General features: G+C 62.9%; 12 protein-coding genes and 1 rRNA gene. 9 read left to right on the top strand and 4 right to left on the bottom strand.

All coding sequences use genetic code 11. The annotated features are described in order from the left end of the window. Both Q1L59_RS13040 and Q1L59_RS13045 read left to right on the top strand, forming a co-directional pair. On the top strand, positions 1-3,208 hold a 3,208-nt coding region (locus tag Q1L59_RS13040), incomplete at its 5' end, for an Ig-like domain-containing protein (RefSeq protein ID WP_300332849.1). A gap of 226 nt (positions 3,209-3,434) precedes the next feature. After that, a complete protein-coding gene (locus Q1L59_RS13045; RefSeq protein ID WP_300332851.1) occupies positions 3,435-3,809 on the top strand; it encodes a diacylglycerol kinase in 375 nt (124 codons plus the stop codon). Positions 3,810-3,871: 62 nt separating this feature from the next. Here Q1L59_RS13045 and ftsX read toward each other — a convergent pair whose 3' ends face one another. The 3 genes from ftsX to ftsY are packed head-to-tail and all read right to left on the bottom strand — an operon-like array spanning position 3,872 to position 6,440. Then, entirely contained in the window at positions 3,872-4,771 is a 900-nt protein-coding gene (gene ftsX / locus Q1L59_RS13050; protein WP_300332854.1) for a permease-like cell division protein FtsX, read from the bottom strand. Then, entirely contained in the window at positions 4,768-5,457 is a 690-nt protein-coding gene (locus Q1L59_RS13055) for an ATP-binding cassette domain-containing protein (RefSeq protein ID WP_300332856.1), read from the bottom strand. Before Q1L59_RS13055 ends, ftsX begins: the two co-directional genes overlap by 4 nt. Beyond that, positions 5,454-6,440: a signal recognition particle-docking protein FtsY gene (ftsY, locus tag Q1L59_RS13060; RefSeq protein WP_300332858.1), complete on the bottom strand. Its 987-nt coding sequence runs from the start codon at positions 6,438-6,440 to the stop codon at positions 5,454-5,456. The genes Q1L59_RS13055 and ftsY overlap by 4 nt, the downstream gene beginning before the upstream one ends. A 105-nt stretch (positions 6,441-6,545) precedes the next feature. Between ftsY and Q1L59_RS13065 the strand changes: the two genes are divergently transcribed. From Q1L59_RS13065 to Q1L59_RS13085, 5 genes are read left to right on the top strand one after another with little or no spacing between them, the layout of a single operon-like run. Next, entirely contained in the window at positions 6,546-7,913 is a 1,368-nt protein-coding gene (locus Q1L59_RS13065) for a pitrilysin family protein (protein ID WP_300332860.1), read from the top strand. Positions 7,914-7,923: 10 nt separating this feature from the next. Beyond that, the gene (locus tag Q1L59_RS13070) at positions 7,924-9,219 is read left to right on the top strand and encodes a pitrilysin family protein (RefSeq protein WP_300332862.1); all 1,296 of its coding nucleotides are present in this window, start codon (positions 7,924-7,926) and stop codon (positions 9,217-9,219) included. 4 nt (positions 9,220-9,223) lie between these two features. Next, positions 9,224-9,775 (top strand): 16S rRNA (guanine(966)-N(2))-methyltransferase RsmD, encoded by a 552-nt coding sequence (rsmD, locus tag Q1L59_RS13075; protein ID WP_300332873.1) that lies wholly within the window; start codon positions 9,224-9,226, stop codon positions 9,773-9,775. Continuing rightward, positions 9,765-10,268 carry a pantetheine-phosphate adenylyltransferase gene (gene coaD / locus Q1L59_RS13080; protein ID WP_300332864.1) on the top strand — a complete coding sequence of 168 codons (504 nt, stop codon included), beginning with the start codon at positions 9,765-9,767 and terminating at the stop codon, positions 10,266-10,268. Before rsmD ends, coaD begins: the two co-directional genes overlap by 11 nt. 13 nt (positions 10,269-10,281) lie before the next feature. After that, entirely contained in the window at positions 10,282-10,539 is a 258-nt protein-coding gene (locus tag Q1L59_RS13085; RefSeq protein WP_300332867.1) for a YfhL family 4Fe-4S dicluster ferredoxin, read from the top strand. 176 nt (positions 10,540-10,715) lie between these two features. Here the strand turns inward: Q1L59_RS13085 and Q1L59_RS13090 are convergent, their stop codons facing one another. Then, entirely contained in the window at positions 10,716-12,044 is a 1,329-nt protein-coding gene (locus Q1L59_RS13090) for a M23 family metallopeptidase (protein WP_300332869.1), read from the bottom strand. Between the two features lie 76 nt (positions 12,045-12,120). Between Q1L59_RS13090 and tyrS the strand changes: the two genes are divergently transcribed. Together tyrS and Q1L59_RS13100 are read left to right on the top strand one after the other, a co-directional pair. Beyond that, complete coding sequence (tyrS, locus tag Q1L59_RS13095; protein ID WP_300332870.1) at positions 12,121-13,320, top strand: tyrosine--tRNA ligase; 1,200 nt, start codon at positions 12,121-12,123, stop codon at positions 13,318-13,320. A 328-nt stretch (positions 13,321-13,648) separates the two neighbouring features. Further along, positions 13,649-13,713: ribosomal RNA gene (locus Q1L59_RS13100) — 16S ribosomal RNA — on the top strand; the annotation flags it as partial.

Consider the following 13,713-nt stretch of genomic DNA (forward strand, 5'->3'; position numbering starts at 1 on the left):
CGAGGATGCCTACACGGTAGACGAAGACGGCAGGTTGCTTGTTCCCAACCCCGGTGTACTCGGCAACGACAGCGACGTTGACGGCGACCGGCTGACCCTCTTCATGGCGCGTGACGTTGCCCACGGTGTGCTGGGCTTGAACGCAGCGGGAGGTTTCGAGTACGCGCCGTTCTGGAACTACCACGGAAGCGATAGCTTCAGCTACTGGACGAACGACGGCAGTACCGACAGCAATGTGGTCACGGTGAATCTGTTGATCAACGCGGTAAACGATGCGCCCGTGGCCGTGACTGAAGCCTACACACTTGATGAGGACCAAACGCTGGATGTTCTCGCCGCTGGCGTACTGCGTAACGACAGCGATGTCGACGGCGACAGCCTGAGCGCGGTACTGGTCAGCGATGTGGCACACGGCGCGCTGACGCTGAACGCGGATGGGAGCTTCACCTACGTGCCGAGCGCCAACTACCACGGTAGCGACAGCTTCAGCTACCAGGCGCACGACGGCAGTGCGGCGAGCAACGTTGTTACCGTGAGCCTGACGATCAGCGCCGTCAATGATATGCCGCGTGCGCTGGACAACAGCTACTCGGTGGCGCACAACGCTAGCCTTACGGTGGCAGTCGCTGACGGTGTGCTGGCGAATGACAGCGACGTTGACGGCGATGTGCTTGCCGCGGAAGTCGTCAGCGCGCCGTCGCATGGGCAACTCGTCCTCAACGCTGACGGGTCGTTTAGCTACACTCCAGACGCTGATTACAGTGGGGCGGACAGTTTCATCTACGCGGCGACCGATGGTAGCGCAACCGCAAATGCGACAGTCTTCCTCAGCATCGGCGGAGGTGGCAACAATGCACCGGTGGCGGCCGCGGATGCCTACACGGTAGACGAAGACGGCAGCCTGACGGTTGCGGCAAACGGTGTACTCGGCAACGACGTCGACGTCGACGGCGACAGCCTGAGCGCGGTGCTGGTCAGCGACGTGGCACACGGCGTGCTGACCTTGAACGCCGACGGTGGTTTCTCCTATGTTCCGGAAGCCAACTATCACGGCAGCGACAGCTTTAGCTACCGGGCGAACGACGGGAGTTCGGACAGCAACGTGGTTACCGTCAGCCTGACGATCAACCCGGTGAACGACGTGCCGCTGGCGGTCGGGGATGCCTACACGGTAGACGAGGACGGCAGCCTGACGGTTGCGGCAAACGGTGTCCTCGGCAACGACAGCGACCTCGACGGCGACAGCCTGAGCGCGGTGCTGGTCAGCGACGTGGCACACGGCGTGCTGACCTTGAACGCCGACGGTGGTTTCAGCTACGCGCCGAGCGCCAACTACCACGGCAGCGACAGCTTCAGCTACAAGGCGAACGACGGTAGTGACGATAGCAATGTCGTGACGGTCGAGTTGACTGTCTTGCCGGTGACCCTGCGGGTGACCAGCTTTGCGCCGACCGATAGCGGATTCCGTGTCGAATTCAATCGGGCGGTTGAAGCACACGTGCTCAACCTGTACTGTCCGGGCAGCAGCGGTGACAACGACCGACCACTGGCCAAGGGACCGGCCGACGTGACGCTGCAGGGATCGGGCAGCATTGGTGGCGTGCGCGGGTCGCTGGTTCTTGATGACGATCGGATGGGGGCTACCTTCGTACGGACGAACGGGGTACTCGCTGCTGGCGACTACACGCTGACACTCGCCAGCCGTAGCGATGGCTGGCAGGACACGTCCGGCCATTTGCTCGATGGTGACGGCGATGGCCAGGGCGGGGGCGACTACGTGCAGCATTTCACCGTCGCCGGATCGAGCAGCGCAGTCCTTTCTGCCGGCGAAATGATGATCGGCCCCGGCCTCGCATTGGGCATCCCGGGAGGAGCCGGCGTCGGCCTGCCGATTACGTTGAGCAACGCTGCCGGGGTTACCGCGGTCGACTTCAAGCTGGCGTACGAACCGGCTTTGCTGGAAATCAGCGGGGTCAGTCTGGCCGCCGGCGTAACAGGTACAGTCGACTGGACGAGCGTGCCCGGGGTGCTCAGCGTCAGCCTGACGACCAGTGGGCTGGGTGCGGCAAGCAGCGAGCTGCTCCGCATACTCGGTACGGTTCCCGAGTCGGCCCGGCAATACTACGGCGCGAAACATGTGCTCGACCTGTTCGACGTGCGTCTGAGCGCCGGCGGCGTCGCACAGTCGGTGCGCGTCGACGACGGCTTGCACGTCAATGCCTATGTTGCCGACACCAATGGCAGCGCAAGCTATACGACGCTAGACCAGCAACGTCTGCAGCGCGTGATCAGCGCCTACGACTCCGGATTCAGCGCTTACCCGCTGGTTGATCCGATCGTTGTCGCCGACGTCAACAACTCGCGCAACCTGACCTCGGCCGACACGCTGTTGCTGGCGCGCGAAATCAACTGGCTGACCACCGGAACGGCGAGCAACAATCGTCCGGAGATTCCTGACATACCGTCCGGCATTGGCCCGTTCGATTTCACCGGAGCCGACCCGGTGGTGGATATTCCGCGCAATCTGACGGCAGTCGCCGGTGGCGTGGTGACCGTTCCCGTTCGGCTCGATACCGCTGCCGGGCTGGAGGCGGTGCAGGTGCAATTGGCGTGGAATCCGGAACTGCTCGAACTGGTCGGCATCCGCCGCGGTAGCCTGACCGGCGACTTCCAGTACTTTGTTGCCCGGCAGCAGGCTGGCGAACTGCTGGTTGATATGAGCCGGCTCGAACAAATGGCCGGTGGCCAGGGTAGCGTGCTCGAGCTTGAGTTCCGCGTCGCTGCCAGTGCGGCCGGCCTGGTCGAGGTGGATCTGCAATGGGCGCGTCTCAACGACACGCATCTGACGCTCAATCCGGCGCCGCTGTTTGGCGCAGATCCGACCGATGGTGCGGTTTTCGTCGCCAACACGGGTGCTCGACCGGCCGAGTTCAGCGCGTTCGCTGCCCCCGATCTTTCCAGCGGGCAGTCGGCGGCAGCGCAGTTGTCGGCGGTCGCCAACAGTGTCGTGATCGACCTCGCGGCGCGCTACGAAGGTTTTGCTTTCGCGCGGAATGGCGAAGGCGATCGCCGGTGGCTGGCAGAGTCGTTGGTCGACGGCAGCAGCGCCAGCGAGCGCAGGGAAGCTCGTGCCGGTAAGCCCATGGGCAAGCTCGCTTTTCTCGACAAGGCTGTGCCGGTGAAGTCAGGCGTGCAACTGCGGCGTTAGAATGACCATCCTGGTGGTGGGCGGGGGCAGCGCCGCTTGGCGCCCCCGCCCAGCCCGTGACCAGGTGCGTGGCGAACGTTGCTTCGGCGCGCTGCGCGCGCGGCGCTACGGCGGCCGGCACGCGCCGGCGCACGCTCTCCGGCGCTGTCGCGCGGGCCCCGGACGGCGGTCCTTTCCGACGCGATTCGCTATACTTGCCGGTCTCGACTGACGGCAGGAGAATCCAGTGGCTGAGGAAAGCCCGTTCAAGGGGCAGACCGGTTTCCGGCGGGTGTGGAATGCGTTGCATTACTCGCTCGCCGGTCTGCGGGCAGTGTATGCGGCCGAGGATGCCTTTCGTCAGGAGGTGCTGCTTGCCGCCTTGCTCATCCCGCTTGCGTTTTTTCTCGCCCCGGGCGGCATCGCGCTGGCCTTGATGGTCGGCAGCGTCGTTTTCGTCCTGATCGTCGAGTTATTGAACTCGGCGATCGAAGCGACGGTCGATCGCGTGTCGCTCGACTGGCATCCGCTGGCGAAACGTGCCAAGGATGTCGGTAGCGCTGCCGTCCTCCTCGCCTTGCTCGGCGTGCCTTTCGTCTGGGCGTGCGTCTTGCTCGGCTGAGCGCGCACGCGAGCGCTGCCCGCCCGGTCTGCTCGCGACGTTCGGCCGGCAAGCGCAAGCGCTCAGGCGAAGCGGCGCAAGTGGGTGAGCACCGAGATCTTCGCTCCCAGCCAACCCAGGCTGCCACCGATTGCCGCCAGCAGGGCGACATCACTGGCCGTCAAACCGCGCATCGTGAAGTTGCTGCCGTAGAGTCGCGCCAGCTCGGCGACCGCCGGCGTCAGCAGCTGGAAGCCGAGGGTGACCAGCAAGGCCGCACAAAGGCCGCCGAAGGCGCCTTGCAGCATGCCGAAGTAGTGCAACGGACGTTGAATGTAGGCGTCAGTTGCCCCGATCAGTCGAGCCACTTCTATCTCGGCCGCCTGCGCGAAGATCTGCAGGCGGATCGTGTTGAAGGTAATCGTCACCAGTGCTCCAGCAAAGAGGACGCCGAGCAGCAGGAGGACGAGCCTGCCCAGGCGGATCAGTGCGGCAAGGCGGTGCACCCAGGCGGAATCGAGCTGCACGTGCGCGACTTTCGGCCAGGTGGCGAAAGTGCGGGCGAGCTGTTCGAGCACCTCCGGCTGTGTGCTTGACGGCGTGAAGACGAAAGCGTCGGGCAGCGGATTGCGCGGCAGGCTAGCGATGATTTCCGCCATGCCTTCGCTTGCCTGCAGGTGTCTGAGCGCTTCCTCGCGCGCGACGAAGCGCCAATTGCCGGCCTTCGCTGCGCGCAGGCGAGACTCGATCTCGCCGATGTCGCGCTTCTCGGCGTCCAGGTTGAGAAAGATGCTGACCTGCTGTACGCCCGGGTTGTCGCCAATGAGCTGACGGACGTTCTCCAGTGCCAGCCAGCCGGCGCTCGGCAGGGTCAGGGCGACGCCGATGACGAGCAGCGAGAGGAAGGTGTTGAGCGGCGCAGCCAGCAGGCGGCGCAGGGCGTCGCCGAGAGCGGCCAAGTGTTGGCCCAGCCAGCGTCTCATGCGGCGCTCGCTGCACAGGTCGCCTCGTTCCCATCCTCGCGCATCTCTCCGCGCGCCAGACACAACACGCGAGCCTTGACTCCGGGTAGATCGACCGGATCGTGCGTAGCGATCAGGACGGTTACGCCGACCTGCTGGAAGGCGTGGAAAATAGCGAAGATCTCGCGTGCAGACGCGGCGTCCAGGTTGGCCGTCGGTTCGTCGGCGAGAATGATCACCGGCCGATTGACCACTGCCCGCGCGATCGCCAAACGCTGCTGTTCGCCGCCCGAGAGGGCGATTGGCATTGTCTTCTCGCGATTCGTCAGGCCGACCTTGGCCAGTGCGGCCTGTGCCCGGCGCAAGGAGTCGCGCGCCGGGTGGCCGACGATGGCCAGTGGAAGGAGGACGTTGTCGAGCACGCTGCGGTCGAACAGCAGTTTCTGGTCCTGAAAGATCAGCCCAAGCTTGCGGCGCAGGTAGGGAATTGCGTTACGGCGCAGCGCGGAAAGATTCTGTCCGTTGATGACGATGCTGCCGGAGGTGGGTCGTTCGATTGCCGCCAGCAGCCTGAACAGCGTCGACTTGCCGGCGCCCGAATGACCGGTGAGGAAAACCATCTCGCCGGCGGTGATCTCGAAACTGACGTCCCTGAGCGCTTCGCGGCCTTCCGGATAGCGCTTGGTGACGGCGTCGGCGGTGATCACTCGAACAGCGCGTCGACGAAATCGCGCGCGGAAAAGGGGCGCAGATCGTCGATCCCTTCACCCACGCCGATGAAGCGAACCGGCTTCGGACATTGCCGTGCGATCGCCGCCAGCACGCCGCCCTTGGCTGAACCGTCCAGCTTGGTCAACACCAGTCCGGTCACCTGGATGGCCTTGTCGAAGGCCATTACCTGCTGCACCGCGTTCTGGCCGAAGGTGGCATCAAGCACCAGCAGCGTTTCGTGTGGCGCGCTCGGATCGGCCTTCTGAATCACCCGGCGCACTTTGGCAATCTCGTCCATCAGATGCAGTTGCGTCGGTAGCCGCCCGGCGGTGTCGGCGAGAACGATGTCGATGCCGCGCGCCCGTGCGGCGGCCATTGCGTCGAAAATGACGGCTGCCGGGTCGCCCGATTGTTGCGCGATCACCGTCACATTGTTGCGCTCGCCCCAGGTTTGCAACTGCTCGCGCGCAGCGGCACGGAAGGTATCGCCGGCGGCGAGCAGGACGGACAAGCCTTGCGCCTGATAGTGCTTCGCCAGTTTGCCAATCGACGTCGTCTTGCCGGCGCCGTTGACTCCGGCCAGCATGATGATGAAGGGGCGATGCTGACCGACATCGAGCGCCTCTTCGAGCGGGCGCAGCAGGTCGTACAGCGCCTCGGCCAGCGCGCGTTGAATCGCTTCGGGCGTGTCCAGCTTGTCGCGCTTGGCGCGCATCCTGAGCTGGTAGAGGAGATGCTGCGTTGCGTCCAGGCCGACATCGCTGGTCAGCAGCAAGGCTTCCAAGTCTTCCAGCAGTTCGTCATCGACCTTGCCGCGCGCAAACAGGGTCTTCAGCTTGCCGCCCAGTTGCGCGCGCGTGCGCGCCAGGCCAGCTTTCAAGCGCTGCCGCCAGGACGCCGTCGGCGCGTTTACCGCATCATCGGCGTCGGTCGCGCGCGTCGGGTCGGAATCGGGAGACTTCTTGAGGAAACCAAACATGGCGCTTCCGTGTCTGAGCAACGCTCGCCGGCGTCGGCAAAGGTCAGCAATGGTAAGATGCCGGCAGCCTGCACCGACACTTGCAAATTCTATCAGAAGCCACCGATGACCATGCGCTACGCGAGAATGATCCACCTGCTGCTGATCCTTGTCTTGTCCGGACCAGCCATGGCGGAAACCTACGAACACCGGCTGGCGAACGGCTTGCGCGTGATCGTCAAGGAGGACCGGCGGGCACCGACCGCAGTGCATATGGTCTGGTACCGGGTGGGCAGCATGGATGAGACGAGCGGGTCGACGGGCGTCGCGCACGTGCTTGAACACATGATGTTCAAGGGAACGCCAAGCGTTGGTCCGGGCGAGTTCAACCGTCGCGTGGCAGCGGCTGGCGGGCGCGATAACGCGTTTACCAGTCGTGACTACACCGCGTACTTTCAGCAGGTGCCGAAAGAGCGATTGCCCGAGATGATGCAACTGGAAGCTGATCGCATGCGTCATCTGACCTTGGACGAGAACGAATTCAGCCAGGAGATCAAGGTCGTCATGGAAGAGCGCCGGCTGCGCACCGAGGACCAGCCGCAAGCGCTGCTCTTCGAGCGCATGAGCGCGATGGCCTTTCAGTCGCATCCCTATCGCGTCCCGATCATCGGCTGGATGAGCGATCTGGAAAGCATGACGGCGGCCGATGCGCGCGACTGGTATGAGCGCTGGTACGCGCCCAACAACGCCTATGTCATTGTCGTTGGCGATGTCGAGCACCAGGCGGTCTTCCGGCTTGCCGAGCAGCACTACGGGCAATTGTCAGCGCGCACACTGAGCGCGAGGAAGCCGCAGATCGAACCGGCGCAGGCAGGTCTGCGCCGGCTGGTCGTCAAAGCGCCGGCCGAGTTGCCAATCGTCATGATGGCCTACAAGGTTCCGGTGATCCGTGACCTCGAGCGAGACATCGACCCGTACGCGCTGGAAATGCTCTCGGCGGTTCTTGCCGGACACGAAGCCGCGCGCCTGTCGCGGAACCTCGTTCGCCAGCAACGTCTGGCGGTGGATGCTGCGGCAAGCTACGATTCGACTTCGCGTGGGCCAGGCCTGTTCTATCTGTACGGCTCGCCGAGCGAAGGAAAGACACGCACCGAGTTCGAGGCAGGCCTGCGCGCCGAGCTGGCGCTGGTGCAGCGCGATGGCGTTGCGGCCGACGAACTGGCCCGCGCCAAGGCACAACTGATCGCCGCCCAGATCTACAAGCTTGATTCGATGTTCGCTCAGGCGATGGAGATTGGGCAACTCGAATCGGTTGGCATTGCGCACGCCCAACACCGCCGAATGATCGACAAGTTGCAGGCGGTAAGCGCCGAACAGGTGCAGGATGTAGCGCGAAAATATTTCGTCGACGACGTCTTGACCGTCGCCGAACTCGATCCGCAGCCGTTGCCCCGCGCGCCGCGCGCACGCTCACCGTTTGTTGGCCGACATTGAGGATAAGCTGATGAATCCAATGCGGTGCTTGATTGGCTGTGTGCTGCTTCTTGCGGTCCAGTTGGCGGCTGCTGGGCCAAAGATCGAACGTTGGCAGACGCCGTCCGGCGCGCGCGTACTGTTCGTCGAAAGTCACTCGCTGCCGATTCTCGATGTGCAGGTCGATTTCGCTGCTGGTACGGCACGCGAGGCTGACGGCAAAGCGGGCAGCGCTGCCCTGACGCATGCGCTGCTCGACCTCGGTGTGCCGGGAATGGACGAAACGCAGATTGCCAGCCGTTTGGCCGACCTCGGCGCAAAGTTGTCGGGTGGCGTCGATATGGATCGCGCATCGGTTGCTCTGCGCACGCTGTCGATGGCCGACAAACGCGGGCCGGCGCTCGATCTTCTACGTCAGATCCTCGGCCAGCCGCTGTTTCCCAACGACGCCTTCGAGCGCGAACGCGCGCGCACGGTGGCTGCCTTGAAGGAAGCGCTGACGCGACCCGATGCCATTGCCAGCAAGACTTTCTGGGCGGCGATCTACGGCGCTCACCCGTACGCTCGGCAAGCGACTCCGGAGTCGGTGAGTGCGCTCGAACGCTCTGATGTGATCGACTTCCACGCCAGCAACTACAACGCGCAGCGCGCAACGATCGCCATTGTCGGTGATCTGTCGCGTGCCGAGGCCGAGGCGCTGGCCGCCGACCTGAGCCTTGCCATGCCGGCTGGCAAGCCGGCTGAAGCTCTCGCCGAACCAGCCCTGCCGAGCGGCGGCGAGCGCCGTATTGCGCATCCGGCAGCACAGGCACACTTGCTGTTGGGCTTGCCGACGATACGACGTGGCGACCCCGAGTTCTTCCCCTTACTCGTCGGGAATTATTCGCTCGGTGGTGGCGGTTTCGTCTCGCGCCTGATGAAGGAAGTCCGCGACAAGCGCGGTCTGGCCTACAGCGTACAAAGCTACTTTCATCCGCTGGGCCAGTTGGGGCCGTTTCAGATCGGCATGCAGACCAAGAAGGAGCAGGCGGACGAGGCGCTGCGAGTCACCCGCGAGGTTCTCGCCACCTTTCTCAGCCAAGGGCCAAGCGAGGCCGAACTGCTCGCCGCGAAGCAGAATCTGATCGGCAGCTTTCCGCTACGTCTCGACAGCAATCGCAAGATTCTGGAGAATGTCGCGCTGATCGGCTTTTACGATCTGCCTCTGGATTACCTCGACCGGTATCAGGAGAATATCGAGCGGGTTACCGTGGAGCGCGTCAGGGCAGCTTTTTCCCGCGTGCTGCGGCCAGGTCAGATGGTGACGGTGGTCGTCGGGGGAGAATAGCCTTCTGAATGCACTGCGCATCATCGGCGGCGACTGGCGCCGGCGCGTCCTGCGTTTTCCGGACCTGCCAGGGGTGCGACCGACGCCGAGTCGGGTGCGCGAGACCTTGTTCAACTGGCTTGGCCAGGATCTGAGTGGAACCTGTTGCCTGGATCTTTTTGCCGGCAGCGGTGCTCTCGGTTTTGAAGCCGCTTCGCGCGGAGCGGCAAAAGTGGTGCTGGTGGACGCTTCGCCGAAAGTGGTTGCCGCTTTGGCTGCCAACGCCCGAATGTTGGGTGCGGAAGCGCGGGTGGAGGTACTGCGTTCGGATGCGGTAAGATTTGCTCTGCATAGCCGCCAGCGTTTCGACATCATCTTCCTCGATCCGCCGTTCCACGCCGGCTGGCTTGTGCAGCTGGCGCCGTTGGCCGAGTGTCTGCTGGCGCCAGACGGAGTTCTTTATGTTGAAGCGGAGCGGGCGGTCGAGGCGTGCGGCGCTTGGCGCACGGTACGTAGCGACCGGGCAGGACAGGTCTATTTTCATCTGATGCGGCGAGGCGAAACGGATGGCACTTAACGGACGGGTGGCAATCTACGCCGGCACCTTCGATCCGATCACGCGGGGTCATGAAGATCTCGTGCGGCGGGCAAGCTGCCTGTTTGACCGAGTGATCGTGGCGATTGCGCAGAGCCAGCCGAAACGGCCGTTCTTTTCGCTCGGCGAGCGGGTCGACATGGCGCGCGAGGTGCTGCTGCCTTATTCGAACGCCGAGGTCTGCGGCTTCGACGGACTGCTGATGGACTTCCTGCACGCGAAAGAGGCGAAAGTGATCATCCGGGGTCTGCGCGCCGTGTCCGATTTTGACTACGAGTTCCAGATGGCGGGGATGAACCGGAATCTTTTCCCCGAAGTGGAAACGGTATTCCTCACGCCGGGCGAACAGTACATGTTCATTTCGGCGACGATGGTGCGCGAAATCGCCGTCCTCGGCGGCGATGTGAGCAAGTTCGTCCAGCCGGCGATTCGCGAGCGTCTGGCCAAACGAGTAAGAGAAATTTCAACGATCTGAAGGAACAGCAAGCATGGCTTTGATAATTACCGACGAATGCATCAACTGCGACGTGTGCGAACCGGAATGCCCGAACGAAGCGATTTCCCAGGGCTCCGAGATCTACGAGATTGACCCCAACAAGTGCACCGAATGCGTCGGACACTACGATACGCCGCAGTGCGTCGAAGTCTGTCCGGTTGACTGTATTCCGAAGGACCCGGCGCACGAGGAAAGCGAGGATGCTTTGTGGGTCAAGTATGAGAAGCTGACCGGCAACAAGCGCAGCTGAGCAGGGTCGGGCGCCCGGTGCCGATTGTGCGCCGATGGCGAGTTCACCTGAACGAGGGCCGCGAGGTATTGTCCGGACGGCTTCCCTCATGATGAGAAGCGCCCCGTTTGGGCTGCTGCGAGCTGCCCGCCCAGGGCGGCTCCTCTGCTGCTCTGCGGCTCCTCTCTGTCCTGCCCCTATTCCAGCGCGGCGAGCTTGACCTGCTTAGCCATGTCCAACTGAGCACGCAGCGCCAGACGCGCGCTCTTGAAGCGGCTCAACTGTGCGCGGTCGAGCGGAATCGAGTTGGGCAAGGCGACGGCCAGCGGATCAACCTGCTCGTCGTTGATGCGAAACTCGTAATGCAGATGAGGTCCGGTGGCCAGGCCGGTTTGTCCGACATAGCCGATCGTTTCCCCCTGCCGGACACGCATCCCCTTGTGTAGTCCTGTCGCAAAATCGTCAAGATGACCATACGCGGTTGAGTAAGTGCCTTGGTGCTTGAGCACGATCAGGTTGCCGTAACCGTTTTGGAACTCGGCCGTGTCGACCACGCCATCGGCTACCGCAAGGACCGCCGTGCCGATGGGAGCCGCGTAATCTACCCCCTTGTGCGCGCGCAGTGTCTGCAGTATCGGATGGAAGCGGGCGTCCGAAAAACCCGAGGTGACGCGCGAGAACTCGATCGGAGCGAGAAGGAAGGGTTTGCGAACGCTCTTGCCGTCCGCCGTGTAGTAAGCCCCGTCGCCTTTGGCCGGCTGGAACCAGTAGGCCTGCAAGAGCTTCTGCCGGCTCGTCACCTCGGCGGCCAGGATGCGACCGCTGCGGACGACCTGGCCTTGATGGGTGAACACCTCGTAGACCAGCGTAAAGCGATCGCCCTTGCGCAGATCGCGATGGAAGTCGATCTCGCTGCCAAAAATACCGACCAACTGGCCAGCGATGGCATCCGGCAGATCAGCCGCATCGGTCGCTTCAAACCACGAGCTGCGAATCTCGCCCGAGCCGATGACAATGCGAGTTTCAAGCGCGATTGCCTGCTCGCGTGTGACAAAGGTCTCGCCGCGGCGTTCGACGACCATCATCGCGTCCTTGTCGAGCACCGGAAGCTGCAGGAAGTGCAGCTCACCGTTCTCGCTCGCACGTGCCGTGACGACGCTGCCCGGACGCAGGTGCTGGATCGTCTGGAGTGCGGCCTGATCCTGACGAAGATGTTCAAGCGCGGCCCGCTCGGTCACGCCAAGCCGATTCATCAGGCTAGCCAGCGTGTCGCTGCGCTGAATGTACTCCTCGCGCAAGAAAACCTGGTTGCCGGCGTCAAGCTTGATCGCTGCCGGCAGCGGAATCTGCTCGATGACCGTGCGCTGGTCGAGTTGCGCCGGGCCGGCCGCCGGGACTATGGCGAAGGCGGCTACCATACCCAGCAGGGAGAATCCGCCGGCAGCGGCGGCAAGCCATCGGTGGCGGCGCTGCTGGTCGATCGCCGCGGGGGAATGCGCTAGAATCCGCTTTTCTTCGATATTCATGGGCTGCTCGCAGCAAAGAGCCGCAGTCTAGCAAAAAAAATCGCTCGTCAGAAGCCGTTCAGGGAAAAGAGTCCACATGCATTCCGTGCGAGACACGATCGAATTGATCAGACGGGGGGCCGAGGAGATCATCGTCGAGTCCGAATTGATTGCCCGGCTGCAGACCGGCCGCCCTTTGCGGGTGAAAGCCGGATTCGACCCGACGGCCCCCGATCTTCACCTCGGACACACCGTCCTGATCAACAAACTCAGGCATTTTCAGGATCTTGGCCATCATGTCGTGTTCCTGATCGGGGACTTCACCGGGATGATCGGCGATCCCACCGGGAAGAACGCGACCCGCCCACCGTTGTCAGCAGAGCAGATCGCCGACAACGCGAAGACCTACCAGGAGCAGGTCTTCAAGATCCTCGATCCGCAGCGCACCGAGATTTGCTTCAACTCGACCTGGTTCGACACGCTTGGAGCCTCGGGAATGATCCGCCTTGCCGCCTTGCACACGGTCGCCCGCATGCTCGAACGCGACGACTTCGCCAAGCGCTACGCTGGTTGCCAACCGATAGCCATCCATGAACTGCTTTACCCCTTGTGCCAGGGCTATGATTCGGTGGCCTTGCGCGCCGACCTCGAACTTGGTGGGACCGACCAGAAATTCAACCTGCTCGTCGGACGAGAACTGCAGAAGCAATTCGGGCAGGCGCCGCAATCGATCTTGACGGTGCCGCTGCTCGAAGGGCTCGACGGCGTCAACAAAATGTCCAAGTCGCTCGGCAACTACGTCGGCATCAACGAGCCGGCGAACGAGATGTTCGGCAAACTGATGTCGATTTCCGACGAACTGATGTGGCGTTACCTGGAACTGCTCTCCTTTCGGCCAACGAGCGCGCTTGACACGCTCAAGCATGAGGTCGCAGAAGGCCGCAATCCACGCGAGGTCAAGGTCGAGCTGGCGAAGGAGATCGTTGAGCGCTTCCACAGCGCAGAGGCCGCCAGGCAGGCGTTGGCCGATTTTGACGCACGTTTTCGCCAGGGGGCGATTCCGGATGAAATCCCCGAAGTCCGCCTTGCCGCTGGTACTCAGCCGTTAGCCATTGCGCACGTCCTCAAGCAGGCCGGATTGACCGGCAGCACTTCCGAGGCTTTGCGCATGATCGAACAGGGTGGCGTCAGGGTCGATGGGGCACGCGTCGACGACCGGCAGATGACCTTCGCGAGCCAGCGACGCTTCGTCATCCAGGTGGGCAAGCGCAAGTTCGCTCGCGTCAGCATCGATTGAGCGACGATTGTCGAGCTCGGCGATTTTTCTTGCGCAACGTGTTGACGTCGGCAGCCAGGCCCGTATAATGCCGCCTTTCGCTGCTTCGGCAGCTGGGCGCAGCAGGAAGCAAGTCGCGCGCCAGTTCTTTAAAAATTGGACAACCGATAGGTGTGAGTTCTTGATCTGGTGCGGACTTCGCGAGGGGGCCGCAAAGGGATGAGAACTCGCAAGATGAAAGCTGTTGGATTCGTGTAGGGTGAAAAGTTTCTGCGCTGTTTTTTTGCGTTTGGGCGATTGATCTGAAGCGGAGCTGACAGGACGTCAAGCGAGAGTTTTAACAGGAATTGAACTGAAGAGTTTGATCCTGGCTCAGATTAAACGCTGGCGGCATGCCTTACACATGCAAGTCGA

The sequence above is a fragment of the Accumulibacter sp. genome (genome assembly GCF_029255125.1).
In the GTDB taxonomy this organism is placed as follows: Bacteria; Pseudomonadota; Gammaproteobacteria; order Burkholderiales; family Rhodocyclaceae; genus Accumulibacter.

Coding starts and splice junctions, on each gene's coding strand:
- ftsX (WP_300332854.1), bottom strand. CDS start 4,771: ATGAGACGCTGGCTGGGCCAACACTTGGCCGCTCTCGGCGACGCCCTG.
- ftsY (WP_300332858.1), bottom strand. CDS start 6,440: ATGTTTGGTTTCCTCAAGAAGTCTCCCGATTCCGACCCGACGCGCGCG.
- Q1L59_RS13065 (WP_300332860.1), top strand. CDS start 6,546: ATGACCATGCGCTACGCGAGAATGATCCACCTGCTGCTGATCCTTGTC.
- Q1L59_RS13070 (WP_300332862.1), top strand. CDS start 7,924: ATGAATCCAATGCGGTGCTTGATTGGCTGTGTGCTGCTTCTTGCGGTC.
- coaD (WP_300332864.1), top strand. CDS start 9,765: ATGGCACTTAACGGACGGGTGGCAATCTACGCCGGCACCTTCGATCCG.
- Q1L59_RS13085 (WP_300332867.1), top strand. CDS start 10,282: ATGGCTTTGATAATTACCGACGAATGCATCAACTGCGACGTGTGCGAA.
- Q1L59_RS13090 (WP_300332869.1), bottom strand. CDS start 12,044: ATGAATATCGAAGAAAAGCGGATTCTAGCGCATTCCCCCGCGGCGATC.
- tyrS (WP_300332870.1), top strand. CDS start 12,121: ATGCATTCCGTGCGAGACACGATCGAATTGATCAGACGGGGGGCCGAG.